Origin of the sequence: Gordonia sp. CPCC 206044, assembly GCF_048537895.1 — a bacterium.
Lineage (GTDB): Bacteria > Actinomycetota > Actinomycetes > Mycobacteriales > Mycobacteriaceae > Gordonia.
Map to the genome: position 1 here is coordinate 117091 of NZ_JBCLVL010000009.1, position 18735 is coordinate 135825.

The following is an 18735-nucleotide window of genomic DNA, read 5'->3' on the forward strand; positions in this document are numbered from 1 at the left end:
GCAGTGGCGACCAGAAACGTTCGCAACGCCCCGTCGTGGTCGGCGCCCGGGTGGCGCGGTGTGTCGACAGACGAAGACCCGGGATGGTGCGACGGATTGTCGACGCCGCCTGTGCGGATGTCGTCCGGCCGGACGGACGGACGCGCGATACTGAACGAATGGCACTCAGTGACGCAGGATCTCAGGACGACGGCGCGGGCGTCGGCGAATCCGATTTCCGGACCCAGGTGGTCGCAGAGTCGATCCGGTTGTTCTCCGAGCAGGGCTACGAGTCCACGACGGTCGAGCAGATCGCGGCGGCCGCCGGAGTGTCCCGGCGCACTCTGTTCCGGCAATTCCGGTCCAAAGAGGACATGATCTTCGCCGATCACGAGGCGCTGCTGGCGCAGGTCGGCGAGCGACTGTCGGCCGACGAATTCGCGCCGGACGAGGCCCCCGACGGCGCCGATCCGTGGACCGACGTGTGTGCCGCCGCCGAGATCGTCTTCGTCCATTTCCGGGACACCCGTGAGCTGGCGGTGCGTCGCCTGCGCGTGGTGCAGCGTGTCCCGGCGTTGCGTGACCGCGAACTCGTGACCACCTACCGCTACCAGCGCATCTTCGAGGAATACCTACGTCGGCGGCTGCCCGACGAATCGAGGGTGCGCATCGTCGGATACGCGGCCGCGGTCACCTCGGCGCACAACTATCTGCTGCGTTCGATGATCCGCGGTGACGAGGACGCCACGCTGCCGCGACTGCGCGACGAACTGTCACGCATCCGGGCCGCTCTCGGGACGCCGGAGCCGGGCGTCGATCGGGAACCCGCGGTGGTCACCGTCGTGACCTACCCGCCGGGAACCCCGACCCCGGAGGTCACGCGTGCGATCGAAGAACAACTACGTGCGAACGGCCGCCAACAGGGACAATAGGGATATCGGTCGCATTGACATGGCACTGCGTGCCATGTTCCACTGAGGGAAAGCCGTAAGTCTGGCACTGAGTGCCGGAATGAAGTCTTCGTGAGGAGCCGTCATGGGTTTTGGAAATCCCGAGTTCAACGTCTTCGAGTTGCCCGAGGAGCACGTGGCACTGCGTGAAGCCATCCGGGCACTTGCCGAGAAGGAGATCGAGCCGTACGCAGCGGCCGTCGACGAGGAGGCCCGGTTCCCGCAGGAGGCGCTCGATGCGCTGGTCGCGTCCGGATTCAACGCCATCCACGTGCCCGAGGAGTACGACGGGCAGGGCGCCGACTCCGTCGCCGCATGCATCGTGATCGAAGAGGTTGCGCGCGTGTGCGCCTCGTCGTCGCTCATCCCGGCGGTCAACAAACTGGGCACCATGGGCCTGATCCTCAACGGATCCGACGAACTCAAGAAGCAGGTGCTGCCGTCGATCGCGTCGGGCGAGGCGATGGCGTCGTACGCGTTGTCCGAGCGCGAGGCCGGTTCCGACGCGGCGTCGATGAAAACGCGTGCGCGCAAGGACGGCAACAACTGGGTCCTGAACGGTTCCAAGTGCTGGATCACCAACGGCGGCAAGTCATCCTGGTACACGGTGATGGCCGTGACCGACCCGGACAAGAAGGCCAACGGGATCTCCGCGTTCATGGTGCACAAGGACGATCCGGGTTTCACCGTGGGACCGCTGGAGAAGAAGCTCGGTATCAAGGGCTCGCCGACCGCCGAGCTGTACTTCGAGGACTGCACGATCCCGGAGGACCGCATCATCGGTGACGAGGGCACCGGCTTCAAGACCGCCTTGGCCACCCTCGATCACACTCGCCCCACCATCGGTGCGCAGGCCGTCGGCATCGCGCAGGGTGCGCTCGACAAGTCGATCGCATATGTCAAGGAGCGCAAGCAGTTCGGGAAGCCGATCGCGGCATTCCAGGGTGTGGAGTTCATGATCGCCGACATGGCGATGAAGGTGGAGGCCGCGCGGTTGATGGTCTACACCTCGGCGGCGCGTGCCGAACGCGGTGAGAAGAACCTCGGATTCATCAGCTCGGCGTCGAAGTGCTTCGCCTCCGATGTCGCCATGGAGGTCACCACGGATGCGGTGCAGCTGTTCGGTGGTGCCGGTTACACCCGCGACTTCCCCGTCGAGCGGATGATGCGCGACGCCAAGATCACCCAGATCTACGAGGGCACCAACCAGATCCAGCGTGTCGTGATGAGTCGCGCGCTGCTGCGCTGAGCGCCCAGAACGCCGTTGACCAACCAAGAACCTCACCTTTCGCCACGGACGTCAGTCGCGCTGAACGTCTGTCGTCACGGGTGAGGTTCTTGTCTGGTCAGGCTGCGCTCGGCGTCGACAGCGCCCTTGTGAGCCTTGCGATCAGTCTCGTCCACTTGTTCACGTCCTCCCAACCCCAGTGGACCACCCGGTTGCCGAGCTCGACGATGGCGTCGGTGCGTCCCCGCTCGTGAAGCGCGCGATCGCGACCGTCCTCACCCCGATACTTCGACTTGCCGTCGCTTTCTCCGACGACGCGTTGCTCGCGCCAGTAGAAGTCCACCCGCGCTACCAGGTGGCCCCACACGTCGTAGAGGTCGACTTGAAGTTCCGGCGGTGGTAATCCGGCATCGAGAATCTCCATCCGACTACGTGATTCGAGCACCGACTCCGCGAGCCCGTCGAGTTCGCCGATCACTCGCCGGGCGCGCGCCGCACCTGTCATGCCGTCGATGAGATCGAGTTCCTCGGCGAGGTCGTCCAGGGTGCACAGCTGTGCGTGTAGCGCCGCGTCACCGACGGCGACGACCGGAATGCGATCGGCCCGCCGCGCGAGGTCGACAACGAGACGAGCCGGTGTCACCACCGGGACGCCGTCCACGACAGTGATCGCAGGTGGTCGCCGATCGGCGACCACGCGCATGGCCGAGGTCGTCCTCGAACGTGACTTCGTCGCGGCCTCGACAAACACCACACGGCTCGTATCCAGACCCCATACGGGAAGTCCGAGCACCGCAGCAGCGGCTGCGTCACCCAGCGCGCGCGTGGCCGACGGGTTACGCCGGGCCCACGCGATCGCCAGCTCGCGATGCCGTTGCTCGGGAGTCCCGTCGAGCTGATCGGAGGCGATGACGACTCCCGAGGCCAGCTGCGTCAGCACTCCTGCGCGGACCGCAGAGCGGATCTCGTGGTCGGCGTAGCCGGCGGTGATGAGCTCGGATCGATTGGCGGCGCCCCGCAATCTTGCAAAACCATCCATGCAATATCAGACGCGCTGCACGCCTCGATGGTTGCGCTGGTGTTTGCACCGAAGACAGAAACCTCACCGGTCGCAAGCGACCTTTGGCGAGTCAAAGGTTCGTGACGACGGGTGAGGTTTCTTGTCTGTCGCGACCGGGCCGCGAACGGCTCAGGCGTAAGCCGGACGGAACTCGATCCGGGCGCCCTGCTTGGCGGCGGCGTCGCGGAAGTCCTTGATCGCGCGCGGCATGTGGAAACCGTTGGTCACGATCAACGCACCGTTGGCGCCCATCGCCTTGAGCATCCCGACGGTGTAGCTGGCGTTCTGCACGGTCGAGGTCGACTTACCCTCGTTGACCATCTGCCACGGCGGCACGCCGCGACGCAGCAGGCCCACGTTCATGAACTGTGCTTCCGAGACCGGCAGCCACCATGTGTTGCCGCCGGAGACGATCATCCGGTTGAACGGATGCTGCTTGCCCAGCTTGGATGCGGTGTTGAGGCGCTGATTCAGGATTTGCGGCGTCTGCCCGAACTTTCCCATCTGGGCGCCGAGCACGACGATGTAGCGCGCGCCCGGGTTCTGCCAGAGGAAGATGCTGTTCGGCGCCAACTGCTCGCCCGCGGTGCTTCCCGTGTCGATGATCGGCATGTCCACGCTCTTGCGTGCCGGCGCGGCCAGGGAGTCGCCTGCCCCGAATCCGGTGGCCAGGACGGCGACGACGGCGGTCAGGGTGACAAGGAGTCGAAGACGCATGCGGCCGAGTTTACTGATGAGAACGATGAGGTCAATGGTAACAAAGTGGCGGCCTGGGACGATGCGCGCGGACGCCTCAGGTCAGCGCGATGTACTTCACCGTCAGGTACTCCTCGATGCCCTCGCTGCCGCCTTCTCGTCCGATACCGGATTGCTTGACGCCGCCGAACGGAGCGGCCGGATCGGAGATCACCCCCCGATTCACCCCGACCATCCCTGAGTCGAGTGCATCGGAGACCCGCATGCAGCGTTCGAGGTCGCGACTGTAGAAGTAGGCGGCCAGACCGAACTCGGTGGAGTTCGCGGCCTTGATCGCATCCGATTCCGACTCGAAGCTGCTGATCACCGCGACCGGACCGAAGATCTCTCCGCGGGTCACCGGTGCATACGGGTCGACCTGGTCGAGCACGGTGGCCGGGTAGAAGAAACCCGTGCCCTCGGGGACCTTGCCGCCCAGCCGGACGCGCGCACCGTCGGCGACCGCACCCTCGACGGCCTCGGCGACCTTGTCGCGCTGTTTGGCACTGACCAGCGGGCCCAACGTGACGCCGTCCCGGTACCCGGGGCCCAGTCGTACCGCGGACATCTTCTCGACGAGCTTGGCGGTGAACTCCTCGGCCACCCCGGATTGGACGAGGAAACGGTTCGCGGCCGTGCACGCCTGCCCGCCGTTGCGCATCTTGGCCGCGAAGGCGCCGTCGACCGCGGCATCGACGTCGGCGTCGTCGAACACGATGAACGGCGCGTTGCCGCCCAACTCCATCGACGTGCGCTGCACCCGCGGCGCGGCCTGCGCCAACAGATCGCGGCCCACCGGCGTGGAACCGGTGAAGCTGATCTTGCGGATGCGGTCGTCGGTGATGATCGCGCTCGACACCTCACCGGCGTTCGAGGTGGGCAAGACCGAGAGCACACCGGGCGGCAGCCCGGCTTCCGCGAACGTCTCCGCGAGCGCCAGCATGGTCAGCGGGGTCTCGTGGGCGGGCTTGACCACCATGACGTTGCCGGCGGCAAGGGCGGGCCCGATCTTGCGGGTGCCCATGGCCAGCGGGAAGTTCCACGGCGTGATGGCCAGGCACGGACCGACCGGATCGTGGGTGACCAGGATGCGGCCGCTGCCGGCGGGTGCCCGGTTGAAGCGGCCACCGATCCGTACCGCCTCCTCGGCGAACCACCGGAGGAACTCGGTGCCGTACTTGGTCTCGGCGAGACTGTCGGGCAGGGCGCGGCCGAGTTCCAGGGTCATGATGAGGGCCAGATCGTCGGCACGCTCGGTCAGCAGATCGAAGGCGCGCCGCAGGATCTCACCCCGCTCCCGGGGTGCGGTCGCCGACCAATCGGGTGCGGCGGCGGTCGCCTTGTCCACTGCGAGTCGGGCGTCGTCGACGGTGGCGTCGGCCACCGACACCAGTGCCTCCTCGGTGGCCGGGTCGTACACCGCGAACGTGGCGCCGGAACTCGACGGCACGGATTCGCCGTCGATCCACAGCCCGGTCGGGACCCCGTCGAGCACGGCCTGCGGGTCGACGATTGCCTTGTCGCTCATCTTGTTTCCATCCTCCTGCGTTGTGGGTGATCCGGTCGGTGTGTGCCGTCAGCTCGATGCCGCGGTCTCGGTCAGCACATCGGTGATGACGCCGAGTCCTTCGCGCAGCAACCCGTCGTCGATGACGAGTGGTGGGAGGAGTCGGACGACGTTGCCGTAGGTGCCGCACGTCAGCGACACGACGCCTCGCGACAGTGCCTGCGCCACCACGGATCTCGCGAGGGCGGGATCTGGTTCGGTGGTGCCCGGCCGCACCAACTCGACGGCGATCATGCCGCCGCGGCCGCGCACCTCGCCGATCACCGCGTGTCCGTCGGCGGCCAGCGCCGTGGCCGTCTCGGTGAGCGTGTCGGTGACGATCGTCCCGATGTGGCGTGCGCGTGCGCACAGGTCGTTGGTGTCCATCTCCTCGATCGTGGCCAACGCGGCCGCGCAGGCCACCGGATTTCCGCCGTAGGTGCCGCCCAATCCGCCGGGGTGGACCGCGTCGAGCAGGTCGGCGCGTCCGGTGACCGCCGACAGGGGTAGGCCATCGGCGATGCCCTTCGCCGTCGTGATGAGGTCGGGGACCACACCTTCGTGTTCGCAGGCGAACCAGTCGCCGGTCCGACAGAACCCGCTCTGCACTTCGTCGGCGACGAACACCACACCCCGGGTGTGGCACCACTCGGCCAGAGTGCCGAGGAATCCCGGTGCGGGAACGACGAATCCGCCCTCGCCCTGGATCGGTTCGACGATCACCGCGGCCACCTTGTCTGCGCTGATCTGGCTGTCGATCAAGGTGATCGCCCGGCGGGCGGCCGCCACACCGTCGGCGCCCAGTTCGTCGCGGAACGGATAGCTCATCGGCATCCGGTACACCTCGGGTGCGAACGGGCCGAAATCATGTTTGTACGGAACGGATTTCGCGGTCAGCGCCATGGTCAGATTGGTGCGTCCGTGATACGCGTGGTCGAAGGCGACCACCGCGGGCCTCCCGGTGGCCAGTCGCGCGATCTTGACGGCGTTCTCGACCGCCTCGGCACCCGAGGTGAACAGGACGCTGCGTTTGTCGTGGTCGCCCGGAGTCCGCCTGTTCAGCTCCTCGCACACCGCGACGTATCCCTCGTAACCGGTGACCAGGAAACAGGTGTGGGTGAAACGATGTGCCTGTGCGGCAACGGCATCGGCCACCGTGCGGTTGCTCGCGCCGACCGAGGTGACCGCGATGCCCGAGCCCAGGTCGATCAGCGAGTTCCCGTCGGCGTCGACGATCACCCCGCCGTCGGCGTCCACCACCTGGATCGGTGCGCTGGGTGCGACGCCTGCGGCCACGGCCGACTGTCTCCGGGTGGCCAGATCGCGCGAGCGCGGACCGGGGACGTCGGTGACCAGATGTCGGCGTTGGGGCAGGCGGTGGGCGATGACCATGGCGCTCCGTTCCACATCCGACTTCTGCGACCGCAGCGATCCCTGATCGCCGTCTCCCAGTGTTCGCCGCGCAACGCCGGAGGGGACCTGACAATCTGTACAACCAGGCACTGCAATCGCGCCATACTGTCCATACGCGCTGGTAGCGTTGTCGAGGTGACCGCCTGCCCCGCCGGATGTGTGCGTCCGTGACCGCCACGGTGCGATGGCTGATGGCGCAGCGTCGTCTCGGACTCGTGCTCCGCGGTGGCACGCCGGGTCTCGATCGGCCCGTCGACTGTGCGGTGACCTCCGAACTGCTCAGCGCGGGGGAGTGGATGCTCGGCGGCGAGGTGCTCTTGACCACCGGTCTGCGTCTGGCCGACGAACCGTCGGCCTGGGCCAGTTATCTGCGTGGCCTCGACGACGCCGGTGTCGCGGCGGTCGGCCTCGGCGTCGGGTTCGGGTTCTCCCAGGCGCCACCGGAGATGATCGCCACCGCCGACGACCTCGGCCTGCCACTGTTCGAGGTGCCGTTGCCGGTTCCGTTCTCTGCGGTCTCCCGTGCCGTTCTCGACCAGATCGCCGCGCAACGCTCCTCGAGGCTGGTGGCCGCGACCAAGGCGCAACCCCGGATGACCAGAGCCGTGACGGCTGGTGGGTCCGCGGCCGTGGTGGCCGAACTCGCCGAGGCGGTGGCGTCGAGCGTGGTCCTGCTCGACCCAGGGCTGGCCGTGGTGGCATCGGCGCCGAGGCCGGTCGCCGCCGACGTCTTCGACAGCATCCACGATCGGCTGGTGCGGGACCCTGCCTCGGCGGGCGCGGTGCTGGTGACCGACGATCGCGTCATCACCGTCGCTCGCGTCGCCGCGGGCGGTCGCACCATCGGGCACCTCGCGGTCTCCGCCTCCGGCGCGCTCGACGACGTCGCGCGCATGTTGATCGGCCATGCGGTGTCCCTGCTCGCCATCGAACAGGCCAAGCCCCGGCAGGTCGCCGAGGATCTCGTGGAGTTGCACGACGATGTCCTCGCGCTGGCCCTCGACGGTGATGTGCGGGCAGGCGCGACGACGCTGCGTCTGCTCGCCCGCGCCGCGGACAGACGAGGACAGGTCCGTGCGGTGGCGTTCCGTTTCGTCGACGAACGGGCGGCCGTGCGTGGCAGGCGTCGACTCGTCGACGAACTCGAGGACCGTTGGCGTCCGGTGTTCGTCCACCGGACCGGCGTCGAGGTCGTGGTTCTGCTACGCGGAGACGACGGCCCCGATCTCACGGCGGGGCTGCTGAAGACACTCAACGCCGACGAACCGGTCTCGGCCGGAATCGGTGGCCGCAGCGCCGTCCCCGAACTCACGGAATCGGTCCGGCAGGCACTGCTGGCGGGGCGGTCGGCCTCGCCGGGGCAACTCGTCGACCTGCAGGGGAGTCGATCGCTGCTGACGATGGATCCGATCCGACGAACACTCGGTGAGGTCTACGGTGAACGTCTCGCCCCGGTACTCGATCACGACCGTCGGCACGGTACGAGCCTGCGGGAGGCGTTGACCGCGTATCTGGAGGCGAACGGGAACTGGGGCGTCGCGGCGGCGGCGCAAGGGGTGCACCGGCACACGTTGCGCCATCGGATGGAACGGGTCGAGACATTGCTCGAGGTGGATCTGACGGATGCGCGTACCCGCGCGGAATTGTTGCTGATGCTGCTCGCCGGGGCGCAGGCATGAGGCGCCCAGCGCCGAGGCTGACGGCCGCCGTCACCCTTCTGGTCGTGGCCCTGCTGGCGGTCGGCTGTGCTTCCGACGACGGTGGTGGCCAACAGGTTTCGTCGCCCTCGCCCTCGCCCTCGTCGGCACCGGCGGTGCCCGTGCAGATCAATCTGGGTGACAGCTACAGCGCGGCCGCCGGGGTGCCACCTCTCGTGGAGGGGTCGTCGGTGCTGTGTCTGCGTTCGTCGCGCAACGCCGCGCATCTGTTGGCCGGCGCCCGGGGCTACCGACTCGACGACGTCAGTTGCAGCGGCGCCGACACCGGTGACCTGTTCACTGCCCAATACGACGGTGTCCCAGCCCAATTGGATGCCGTCACCGCCGACGCCGATCTGGTCACGCTGATGATCGGCGGCAACGACAGCGGCGTGTACACCAACGCGATCCGGGCATGTTCGGACGTCGCCGACACCGACCCGACCGGATCACCGTGCCAGGACCGCCACGGTTCGCAGTTCGTCGACATCGTCGACAAGCGCACGTACCCGGCACTGATCGCAGCGTTTCGGGCGGTGCGGGCCAAGGCCCCGCGCGCACGTGTCCTGGTCATCGGTTACCCGTGGATTCTGCCGGCCACCGGTGGGTGCCGTCCGGCCGTCGGTATCGCCACTGGTGACGTGCCCTATCTGCGCAACCTGCAGGCCGTGCTGAACGACGCGATCGAGCGTGCGGCCGGCCAGACCGGGGTGACCTATGTGGACATGTCGGGCGTCTCGGACGGCCACGACGCCTGTGCACCGCCCGGCCGCAAGTGGGTCGAGCCACAGACGGGGGCGACCGGAGCCGCGCCGCTGCATCCGAACGAGGCAGGCCAACAGGCGATCGCCGACCAGGTCAGCGCGACACTCGGTGGGTGAGCGACGGCCACATCGGGTCCGAGTGTCACCGACAAAAGGGACGTGACCAGGCTGAGAGCAGCCTGAACGATTTTGGTCCCGCGATCGCGGTTTGGAACACTGTAGGTCGTGACCCGATCCGCTGATGCCGCCGCCAGGTCCGCTGAACTCTTCCAGCGCGCGCAACAGGCGACTCCCGGGGGCGTCAATTCCCCGGTTCGTGCGTTCTCCGCGGTCGGTGGCACCCCGCGGTTCATCGCATCGGCGTCGGGCTGTCACCTCACCGACGTGGACGGCAACGACTATGTCGACCTGGTCAGTTCCTGGGGGCCGATGATCCTCGGCCACGCCCACCCCGTGGTCGTCGAGGCCGTGCAGAAGGCCGCCGCGGGTGGCCTGTCCTTCGGCGCCCCCACCGAGGCCGAGATCGATCTGGCCGAGGAGATCATCGACCGCGTCGATCCGGTACAGCAGGTCCGGCTGGTCAACTCGGGTACCGAGGCCACCATGTCGGCCATCCGTCTCGCCCGCGGGTTCACCGGCCGACCCAAGATCATCAAGTTCGCCGGCTGCTACCACGGTCACGTCGACGCGCTGCTCGCCGACGCCGGCTCTGGTGTCGCGACGCTCGGGCTGCCCACCTCACCGGGCGTCACCGGTGCTTCCGCGCACGACACCGTGGTCCTCCCGTACAACGACCTGAAGGCTGTCGCGAAGGCATTCGAGGAGTACGGCGACGACATCGCGGCGGTCATCACCGAGGCGGCCGCGGGCAACATGGGTGCGATCGCCCCGCACGACGGCTTCAACGCCGGTCTGCGCGAACTGACCCGACGGCACGGCGCGCTGCTCATCATCGATGAGGTGATGACCGGCTTCCGGGTGAGCCCCTCCGGTTGGTACGGCCTCGAAGGCGTGGGCGCCGACCTCTACACCTTCGGCAAGGTGGTGAGCGGCGGGCTGCCCGCAGCCGCATTCGGCGGACGCACCGACGTGATGAACCACCTCGCGCCGACCGGCCCGGTGTACCAGGCGGGCACGCTGTCGGGGAACCCGGTCGCGGTGGCCGCCGGACTGGCCACCCTGCGCACCGCGGATGCCGCCGTCTACCAGGCGCTCGACGCCAACGCCGAACGGCTGGCCGCGCTGTTCACCGAGGCGCTCACCGACGCAGGCGTCGCACACCGCGTGCAACTCGCAGGCAATCTCTTCAGCGTGTTCTTCACCGACAAGACCACACCGCTCGCCGACTACGCCGACGTCCAGGCCAGCGACACCTGGCGGTTCGCGCCGTTCTTCCATGCTCTGTTGGAACACGGCATCTACGGACCACCGAGCGCGTTCGAAGCCTGGTTTGTCTCGGCGGCGCTGGACGAGGATGCTTTCTCACGAATCGCCGATGCGTTGCCGGCCGCAGCCCGCGCCGCCGCACAGGCTAAAGCCCCGGGGGGAAACCAGTGACCAACACGATCGTCCACATGATGCGGCACGGGGAAGTGCACAACCCCGACGGAATCCTCTATGGTCGCCTGCCCGGCTTCCGGCTCTCCGACACCGGCCGCATCCAGGCGCAGAAGGTGGCCGGGGCGCTCGCCGACCACGACATCACCGCTGTGTTCGCGTCACCACTCCAACGCGCGCAGGAGACCGCGACGCCGATCGCCGGTGCACACGGGTTGTCGATCCTGACCAACGACGAGCTCATCGAGGCGGAGAACGTCTTCGAGGGCCTCAAGGTGTCGGTCGGCGACGGTGCGTTGGGCAAACCGCGGCACTGGCCGAAGATGCGTGACCCGTTCACCCCGTCGTGGGGCGAACCGTATATCCAACTCGCCCACCGGATGCTGGCCGCCGCCAACAAGGCGCGCGACGCCGCTCGCGGGCACGAAGCCGTCTGTGTCAGCCATCAGCTGCCGGTGTACACGCTGCGCCGGTTCCTGGAGGGGCAGCGGTTGTGGCACGACCCGCGTCGTCGGCAGTGCTCGCTGGCCTCGCTGACCAGTCTCATCTACGAGGGCGACGCTCTCGTCGACATCATCTACTCCGAGCCGGCCGGCGCGTCGGACCCGTTGGTCACCGGAGCGTGACGCGACGGTGCGATAGGACGAGCGTGCGTAAGGTATCTCTGCTCATTGCGGTGTTGGCAGTGCTGATCGGTGTGGTCAGCGGCTGCGGTACCGGTGACGACGCGGTCGCACAAGGGGACACCTTCCAGTTCGTCTCGCCCGGTGGTCAGACCGTGATCACCTACCCGGCCGTCGGCCGCAAGAAGGTCGCCGACCTGTCCGGACCGGATCTGCTCACCGACGAGACCTTGTCGTTGGGCGATCCCGAGTACGCCGACAAGGTCGTGGTCGTCAACGTGTGGGGTTCGTGGTGCGGACCGTGCCGCGGCGAGGCCGACGATCTCGAACGGGTCTACGAACAGACCAAGGATCTCGGCGTCGGCTTCCTGGGCATCAACTTCCGTGACGATCGGCAGTCGGCCAAGGACTTCGTCAGCGACCGCAACGTCGGGTTCGAGTCGATCTACGACTTCGACGGCATGACGCTGTCCGCGCTCACCACGCCGACCGCGGTGGTGCCGACGACGGTTGTCCTCGACCGGCAGCACCGTCCCGCCGCGGTGTTCCTCAAGGCGATCACCGCCGACGAACTCGACGCCACCGTGCGCAAGGTGGCCGCCGAGCCCACCGCATCGTCGGCGCAGACGCCCGGCCCGGCTTCGAGCGCCCCGGGCCGACCATGACGATGCTCGCGCTCACGCCGCAGGCCGCCGTCGGGGACACCTTTGCCACGACGGTGTCGAGCGGCCCCCTGCTGTTGGCGTTGGCCGCGTGCGTGGTCGCCGGCCTCGTCTCCTTCGCGTCACCCTGCGTGGTGCCGCTCGTGCCCGGCTACCTGTCGTATCTGGCCGGTCTCGTCGGTGCCGAGGCACCCGCGGTGAACGTCGGCGAATCCACCAAGAACGGACGCTCCCGCGTCGCCATCGCCGCGGCGCTGTTCGTCCTCGGGTTCACCGTCGTCTTCGTCGCGGCCACCGCGACCGTCCTCGGCATCACCAGCACGTTCGTGGTGAATCGTGAGCTGCTGCAACGGATCGGTGGCGTCGTCACGATCGCCATGGGGCTGGTCTTCATCGGTCTCGTGCCCGCCCTGCAGCACGAGTTCAGGTTCGCGCCGCGACGTGTGTCCAACATCGTCGGTGCGCCGTTGCTCGGTGCCGTGTTCGCGCTCGGCTGGACGCCGTGCCTGGGGCCGACGCTGGCCGCCGTGATCGCGACCGCGAGCGGTACCGAGGGCGCGACCGCCGCCAAGGGCGTCGCGCTGATCGTCGCCTACTGCGCCGGCCTCGGCATCCCCTTCGTGGTGCTGGCCTTCTCGTCGGCGTGGGCGCTGCGTTCGCTCGGCTGGTTGCGCAACCACGCCCGCGCCATCCAGGTGTTCGGCGGCATCATGCTCATCGCAGTCGGCATCGCGTTGGTCACCGGCATGTGGGACCAGTTCATCGTGTGGGTGCGCGACGCCTTCATCACCGACACGGAGTTACCCGTATGACCGACACCGTGACCACCGAGCCGGCCCCGACGACACCGGGACCGAGCCGTCCGCACTGGATCCGCCGGCGGGTGTTGTGGCCACTGCGCAATCTGTGGCGTTCGCTGACGTCGATGCGCACGGCCCTGGTGCTCCTGTTCCTGCTCGCCCTGGCGGCCATCCCCGGCGCGCTGCTGCCCCAACGCGATCTCAACGAGCAGAAGACGCTGACCTACATCAACGATCACGGGTGGATCGGCGAATGGATGGACCGCATCCAGCTGTTCGACGTGTTCGGCAGCACCTGGTTCACCGCGATCTATGTCCTGCTGTTCATCTCGCTCGTCGGGTGCCTCACCCCGCGGATGATCGAACACTTCCACAGCCTGCGGGCCAAGCCGGTGGCCGCGCCACGGAATCTGAAACGTCTGCCGCGCCACGTCGAATACGAGGTCGACGGCGATCCGGAGCAGGTTGCGGGACACATCGCCGCGAACTTGCGCGGCTGGCGACGCCAGACGACGGTCCGCACCGCCACGTCGAGTGGTCGTGCCGCGAGCACCGAGGTCACGGGCCGCGCCGACGAGCCCGCGGTCGTCGAGGTGTCGGCGGAGAAGGGTTACCTCCGCGAGTTCGGCAACCTGGTGTTCCATTTCGCCCTGCTGGCGCTGCTGGTCTCGATCGCGGTCGGCAAGCTGTACGGCTATGAGGGCACGCGCACGCTCGTCGCCGACGGCGAACAGGGTCTGTGCAACACCTCGACGGCGGTCTACGACTCGTTCCGGGCCGGCAATCTCGTCGACGGAACCGACCTGACGCCGTTCTGTTTCCGGGTGGACAACTTCGACGCCACGTTCCTGCCGAGCGGACAGCCGGACATGTACACCGCCGACGTACGCCACACCGAGGGGACACGGTCGGACGCGGCTTCGTGGAAGTCGTCGACCATTCGCGTCAACGAGCCGCTGCGCATCGCGGGCGATCGTGTGTACGTGCTCGGCAACGGTTTCGCGCCGACGTTCACGGTGACCTTCCCGAACGGCGAGCAGCGCACCCAGACGGTGCCGTTCATCTACGACAACATGCAGACGATGTTGTCGTCGGGGGCCGTGCGATTCGACACCCCGGCGGGCATGTACCCGAACGAGGACGAACGACGATCGCATCAGGTGGCCCTCGAGGGACTGTTCGCGCCGACCGCGAGTTTCGACGGCACCTTGCTCACCTCGTCCTCGCCGGTCCCGAAGGATCCGTACGTCGCGATCCGGATCTACGAGGGCGACACCGGACTCGACACCGGCAAACCCCAGAACGCGTACTCGCTCGATCAGACGCTGGTCGACCAGGGGCGCCTGCAGCAACGTGCGCAGGTCAACCTCGCGCAGGGCCGGACTCATGCGTTGGCCGACGGAACGTCGGTGCGCTTCGACGGTTACAAGCGGTGGGTGTCGGTACAGGTCTCGCACGACCCCGCTCAGGTCTGGGTGTTGGTGTCGGCGATCGTGATGCTCGCCGGACTCCTGGTCTCGCTGCTGGTCCGTCGACGACGGATCTGGGCACGTCTGACACCGGTCACCGCAGATGCAGATTCGGGGAACGACGGGAAACGACGTACTGTAGTAGAAATTGCCGGTTTGGCTCGTACCGATCAGGCGGGCTGGGGCGAGGGCTTCGAGGAGCAGGCGCACGACCTGTTGCGTGACCCGACCGATCCGGACACGGAGCAGCGGTCACGTCGTCGGTTGCGCCGACTCTGATCGCGGCGTGGCACCACTGGGCAGAGGAACTGGAGGACGAGTGCGATGAACACAGGTTCGGTTCACATCGACGAGACCCTGGCACGGTATTCCGATCTACTGTTCGGCACCGCGATCACCATCTACGTGCTGGCCATGGTCCTGTTCTTGGCCGCTCTCTCCGGCGCGCGCAGCCGTAAACTCGCGGCAGCCGAACAGCTCGTCATGGCGGGTGGGTCGTCGGTGGCAGTGGCCGACCGCGCCCCTGGCGTCATCGAAGAGGCACCGCGCCGGTCCTTCGGCGAACGTCTCGGCAACATGGCCTACCCGGTCGTCATCGTCGGTTTCGCCGCGCACATCGCGTCGATCGTGTTGCGTGGCGTGGCCACCGATCGTGCCCCCTGGGGCAACATGTACGAGTTCATCTCGTTGACCTGCGCGGCCTGCGTTCTGGCCGGCATCATCGTGCTGCGTAAGCCCGAACACCGTCCGCTGCTGAGCTTCGTCCTGTTGCCGGTCAGCCTGCTGATGTTCATCGGCGGCCGCTGGCTCTACACGCAGGCCGCTCCGGTGGTGCCCGCCCTCAAGTCGTACTGGCTCGCCATCCACGTCTCGATCATCTCGATCTCCTCGGGTGTGCTGCTCGTGTCGGGCGTCGCCAGCCTGCTCTATCTCGTGAAGATGCGTTGGGGTCGTCCGGACAGCGACGAGGCCCAGGGCGGCCGCGGATTCGTGGCCGGAGTGCGGCGGGTCGTCGATCGCATACCCGGTGCCGACACCCTCGACCGGCTCGCCTACAAGTGCGTGGTGTTCGGGTTCCCGCTGTTCGGTCTCGGCGTCATCTGCGGCGCCATCTGGGCCGAAGCCGCCTGGGGGCGCTTCTGGGGCTGGGACCCCAAGGAGACGGTCTCGTTCATCGCGTGGGTCATCTACGCCGCATATCTGCACGCCCGTGCCACGGCCGGGTGGCGCAACACCGCGGCCGCGTGGATCAACGTCGCCGGATTCGTGGCGTTGCTGTTCAACCTGTTCATCATCAACCTGGTGGTCAGCGGCCTGCACTCGTACGCGGGTCTCTGAGCGGTCCCCACCGGGGTTCCCGACGGCACCGGCTCAGGATGCGGACGCCGCGTCGTCGTCGGTGGGGCCGTCCTTGAACTCGACGGCCTGCGCCTTGACCAGCTTGAGCAGGTCGATCAGCACGTCGATGGTGTCCGGGCACAAACTGCGCACGTCGATACCGGACAAATGTGTCCCAGTGCTCGCGAGCAGTTCGACGTAGTCCTGCTGCTGACGAACCCTCTCGAGATCCTCGTCGGGATTGGCCAGGAAATAGGTGACGCTGACCTCGAAGGCGCGTGCCACGGCCTCGACGGTTCGGAACGAAGGAGTCCGGGCTTTGCCCGTCCGCAACTGCGAGATGTATGCGTCGGAGAGTGAATAACCGAGGCTGTTGGCCCGTTCGGCGATCTTCTTACCGGTGTAGGGGACACCGTTCTCGTCCCGGGAATGCTCGAACAGATAGCCGAGCTTGTCCGCAAAGCTGTGGTCGTCGTCTGGTGTCGGGCCCACCGCCCGCTGATCCGCGGAAGTCAACCGCGATCATCCCCGCATGATTCGTTGATCTCGTATGCCTTTCGCCGACCACCCAAGACCGGGCTTCCCGCGTGATGGAGAGAGATTACCCTACCTCAAGGTAGGGTACGCGGGCGTAGGTTGTCCCCGGTCAGAGTTCGTCGCCGTCGGCGCCGTTGGGGCCGCGTGTACGACGGTCGAGGTCGAGGAGGAAATCCGGATCGTCGTCGGGCCCTACGGGACCCGAGGGGCGGCGCGTCGGCCGCTCGACCTGATCCTCAGGGGGTGTGAACTGCGGTCCGAAGGCGCGCCACAAGAGATACCCGACCGCCGTGAGACCGATCAGGACGAACAGAAACGTCATGGCAACCTCCCGTACACAAGCGTACGTGAGGTTGCCATCGCGCGGTGAGGCGCTGTCAGGTCAGCGCGGTGAGGCGCTGTCAGGTCAGTGGGTGCGTCGATTCAGCAGTTCCACCACGTCGGACTCGCGAAAGCGGCGATGACCTCCCGGCGTGCGGATCGAACCCAACAGCCCCGAGCTGGCCCAGCGTGCAACCGTCTTCGGATTCACGTTGAACATGGAGGCGACCTGGCCAGGGGTCAGCGTGTGCTGGCTCGCGAGGCCGGGGGTGATGATTCCGTTGGTGCTTACTGCGTCGGTGATGGTCACTGTGTTCCTCTGTCTCTGCCTTCGACGATGGGTATCGGGGCCGATTTCATGGATACACGCCGAACACCCGGGTACTCGAACGGTCAGCAATTGGTAAAGAGAGTGCAAAACCGTCATTCCGGGCGTACGACGCTCGGCGACCCGGTACCGAGCAGGGAAGTATCCTGGTGGTCGTGAGCAAGGAGAATTCGTCCGCGAGCGCGGCCCCCACCGACAGCAACGCGACCGTCGGGAGCGTGGCCGGTTGGGTTGCGCTGTACACCCTGGCACGCCTCCTGTTGGTGGTGGTCGTGGCCGCGGTCATCATGGGCGTCGGAGCCCTCGTCGGAGTGCAGGTGCCGCTGCTGGTGGCCGCGGTGTTCGGTGTGCTGATCGCGCTGCCCGTCGGCATGGTGGCGTTCAAGTCGCTGCGGCTGCGGGTGAACGGGCAGATCGCATCGGTCGACGCCGCGCGTCAACGGCGGCACGACGATCTGCAGTCCCGACTGCGCGGAAACTCCGACTGACGCCGCCGGTGAAACCGACGAGGGTCGTCGACCATCGCGCCGACCGTGCGTGGGCAGACAACGCGGTCCGGCTGATCGAGGCCGACGCGCGGCGCAGCGCCGACACACACCTGTTGCGCGTACAGCTGCCCAAGTGGTCTCGATGGGTCGACGACGACGGGCGCGACGTGGGCGTCGACCTCTATCTCAAGGACGAGAGCACCCACCCGACCGGCTCGCTCAAACATCGGCTGGCGCGGTCACTGTTCCTGTACGCGATCTGCAACGGCTGGGTTCGTGAAGGAACCACCGTCATCGAGGCGTCGTCGGGGTCCACCGCGGTCAGCGAGGCCTACTTCGCCGACCTCATCGGTGTGCCGTTCATCGCGGTGATGACCTCGAGTACGTCGCCGTCGAAGACCGCACTCATCGAACGGCAGGGCGGCCGCTGTCACTTCGTCGAGCATGCCGGTGACGTGTACGCCGAGGCGTTGCGTCTCGAACGCGAACTCGGCGGCCATTTCATCGATCAGTTCACGATGGCCGAGCGTGCCACCGACTGGCGCGGCAACAACAACATCGCCGAATCGATCTTCGCGCAGATGTCCGACGAGGATCACCCGATCCCGACGTGGATCGTCGTGGGCGCCGGCACCGGTGGCACATCGGCCACCCTCGGCCGGTACCTGCGTTATCGTCGGCACCCCACCTGGCTGGCCGTGGTCGACCCGGAGAACTCGGTGTTCCTACCGGCCTACGACACCGCCGACGGGTCTCTGACGTCCGAGGCAGGCTCACGCATCGAGGGCATCGGCCGCCCCCGTGTGGAACCCTCCTTCGTCTCCCAGGTGATCGACCGCATGATCGGTGTGCCCGACGACGCATCCATCGCGACCGCGCGCATGGTCGGCGACCGCTTGGGCCGCCGCATCGGCGGGTCCACCGGGACCAACCTCTGGGGTGCACTGCAGATCGTCGCGGAGATGGTCGCCGCGCGTCGATCCGGCAGCGTGGTGACGCTGCTGTGCGACTCCGGAGACCGGTACGCCAACACCTATTTCGACGACGACTGGATCGCGGCGCAGGGGTTCGACCTCTCCGCCGCCACCGCTGTGCTGCACGAGTTCTTCGCCACCGGGGACTGGACCGCTGCCACCGACTGATCCGCGCCGCGTTCTGCTCGCTGCCACGTTCTTCCGCCTGCTTTCCCACCTTCCGCCCCGTGCACAGGGCGGAAGGTGAGAAAACAGGCGGAAGACTG

19 protein-coding genes are annotated in these 18735 nt (G+C 67.3%); 12 read left to right on the forward strand and 7 right to left on the reverse strand.

All coding sequences use genetic code 11. The annotated features are described in order from the left end of the window. The first annotated feature begins 158 nt into the window (after positions 1–158). Both AAFP35_RS15945 and AAFP35_RS15950 read left to right on the forward strand, forming a co-directional pair. Positions 159–911 (forward strand): TetR/AcrR family transcriptional regulator, encoded by a 753-nt coding sequence (locus AAFP35_RS15945; RefSeq protein ID WP_419222613.1) that lies wholly within the window; start codon positions 159–161, stop codon positions 909–911. 103 nt (positions 912–1014) lie between these two features. After that, complete coding sequence (locus AAFP35_RS15950; RefSeq protein WP_419222614.1) at positions 1015–2178, forward strand: acyl-CoA dehydrogenase; 1164 nt, start codon at positions 1015–1017, stop codon at positions 2176–2178. A 97-nt stretch (positions 2179–2275) separates the two neighbouring features. Here AAFP35_RS15950 and AAFP35_RS15955 read toward each other — a convergent pair whose 3' ends face one another. The 4 genes from AAFP35_RS15955 to gabT form a co-directional block, all read right to left on the reverse strand. After that, the gene (locus AAFP35_RS15955) at positions 2276–3196 is read right to left on the reverse strand and encodes a hypothetical protein (protein ID WP_419222615.1); all 921 of its coding nucleotides are present in this window, start codon (positions 3194–3196) and stop codon (positions 2276–2278) included. 150 nt (positions 3197–3346) lie between these two features. After that, positions 3347–3934, reverse strand: coding sequence for a YdcF family protein (locus AAFP35_RS15960; protein ID WP_419222616.1), 588 nt, complete (start codon positions 3932–3934; stop codon positions 3347–3349). Between the two features lie 76 nt (positions 3935–4010). Beyond that, positions 4011–5480: an NAD-dependent succinate-semialdehyde dehydrogenase gene (locus tag AAFP35_RS15965; protein WP_419222617.1), complete on the reverse strand. Its 1470-nt coding sequence runs from the start codon at positions 5478–5480 to the stop codon at positions 4011–4013. Between the two features lie 48 nt (positions 5481–5528). After that, complete coding sequence (gene gabT / locus AAFP35_RS15970; protein WP_419222618.1) at positions 5529–6890, reverse strand: 4-aminobutyrate--2-oxoglutarate transaminase; 1362 nt, start codon at positions 6888–6890, stop codon at positions 5529–5531. A gap of 188 nt (positions 6891–7078) precedes the next feature. Between gabT and AAFP35_RS15975 the strand changes: the two genes are divergently transcribed. The 8 genes from AAFP35_RS15975 to ccsB all read left to right on the forward strand — a co-directional run bounded on the left by AAFP35_RS15975 (position 7079) and on the right by ccsB (position 15821). After that, entirely contained in the window at positions 7079–8590 is a 1512-nt protein-coding gene (locus tag AAFP35_RS15975; protein ID WP_419222619.1) for a PucR family transcriptional regulator, read from the forward strand. Further along, the gene (locus AAFP35_RS15980) at positions 8587–9489 is read left to right on the forward strand and encodes an SGNH/GDSL hydrolase family protein (protein WP_419222620.1); all 903 of its coding nucleotides are present in this window, start codon (positions 8587–8589) and stop codon (positions 9487–9489) included. The genes AAFP35_RS15975 and AAFP35_RS15980 overlap by 4 nt, the downstream gene beginning before the upstream one ends. A 108-nt stretch (positions 9490–9597) precedes the next feature. Then, the gene (gene hemL, locus AAFP35_RS15985; RefSeq protein WP_419222621.1) at positions 9598–10929 is read left to right on the forward strand and encodes a glutamate-1-semialdehyde 2,1-aminomutase; all 1332 of its coding nucleotides are present in this window, start codon (positions 9598–9600) and stop codon (positions 10927–10929) included. Between the two features lie 17 nt (positions 10930–10946). After that, the gene (locus AAFP35_RS15990; RefSeq protein WP_419222722.1) at positions 10947–11555 is read left to right on the forward strand and encodes a histidine phosphatase family protein; all 609 of its coding nucleotides are present in this window, start codon (positions 10947–10949) and stop codon (positions 11553–11555) included. A gap of 23 nt (positions 11556–11578) precedes the next feature. Beyond that, complete coding sequence (locus AAFP35_RS15995) at positions 11579–12217, forward strand: TlpA family protein disulfide reductase (protein ID WP_419222622.1); 639 nt, start codon at positions 11579–11581, stop codon at positions 12215–12217. A 2-nt stretch (positions 12218–12219) separates the two neighbouring features. Continuing rightward, the gene (locus AAFP35_RS16000) at positions 12220–13026 is read left to right on the forward strand and encodes a cytochrome c biogenesis CcdA family protein (protein WP_419222623.1); all 807 of its coding nucleotides are present in this window, start codon (positions 12220–12222) and stop codon (positions 13024–13026) included. Then, complete coding sequence (resB, locus tag AAFP35_RS16005) at positions 13023–14762, forward strand: cytochrome c biogenesis protein ResB (protein ID WP_419222624.1); 1740 nt, start codon at positions 13023–13025, stop codon at positions 14760–14762. The genes AAFP35_RS16000 and resB overlap by 4 nt, the downstream gene beginning before the upstream one ends. Positions 14763–14807: 45 nt before the next feature. Continuing rightward, the gene (gene ccsB, locus AAFP35_RS16010; RefSeq protein ID WP_419222625.1) at positions 14808–15821 is read left to right on the forward strand and encodes a c-type cytochrome biogenesis protein CcsB; all 1014 of its coding nucleotides are present in this window, start codon (positions 14808–14810) and stop codon (positions 15819–15821) included. A gap of 33 nt (positions 15822–15854) precedes the next feature. Here ccsB and AAFP35_RS16015 read toward each other — a convergent pair whose 3' ends face one another. The 3 genes from AAFP35_RS16015 to AAFP35_RS16025 all read right to left on the reverse strand — a co-directional run bounded on the left by AAFP35_RS16015 (position 15855) and on the right by AAFP35_RS16025 (position 16989). Continuing rightward, positions 15855–16337: a helix-turn-helix domain-containing protein gene (locus AAFP35_RS16015; protein ID WP_419222626.1), complete on the reverse strand. Its 483-nt coding sequence runs from the start codon at positions 16335–16337 to the stop codon at positions 15855–15857. 130 nt (positions 16338–16467) lie between these two features. Further along, positions 16468–16680 (reverse strand): hypothetical protein, encoded by a 213-nt coding sequence (locus AAFP35_RS16020; protein ID WP_419222627.1) that lies wholly within the window; start codon positions 16678–16680, stop codon positions 16468–16470. A gap of 84 nt (positions 16681–16764) precedes the next feature. After that, positions 16765–16989: a BldC family transcriptional regulator gene (locus AAFP35_RS16025; protein ID WP_419222628.1), complete on the reverse strand. Its 225-nt coding sequence runs from the start codon at positions 16987–16989 to the stop codon at positions 16765–16767. A gap of 173 nt (positions 16990–17162) precedes the next feature. On the opposite strand from AAFP35_RS16025, the gene AAFP35_RS16030 reads away from it, so the two are divergent. Together AAFP35_RS16030 and AAFP35_RS16035 are read left to right on the forward strand one after the other, a co-directional pair. Next, positions 17163–17495: a DUF4229 domain-containing protein gene (locus AAFP35_RS16030; protein WP_419222629.1), complete on the forward strand. Its 333-nt coding sequence runs from the start codon at positions 17163–17165 to the stop codon at positions 17493–17495. Between the two features lie 8 nt (positions 17496–17503). Continuing rightward, entirely contained in the window at positions 17504–18637 is a 1134-nt protein-coding gene (locus AAFP35_RS16035) for a PLP-dependent cysteine synthase family protein (protein WP_419222630.1), read from the forward strand. Positions 18638–18735: the final 98 nt, after the last annotated feature.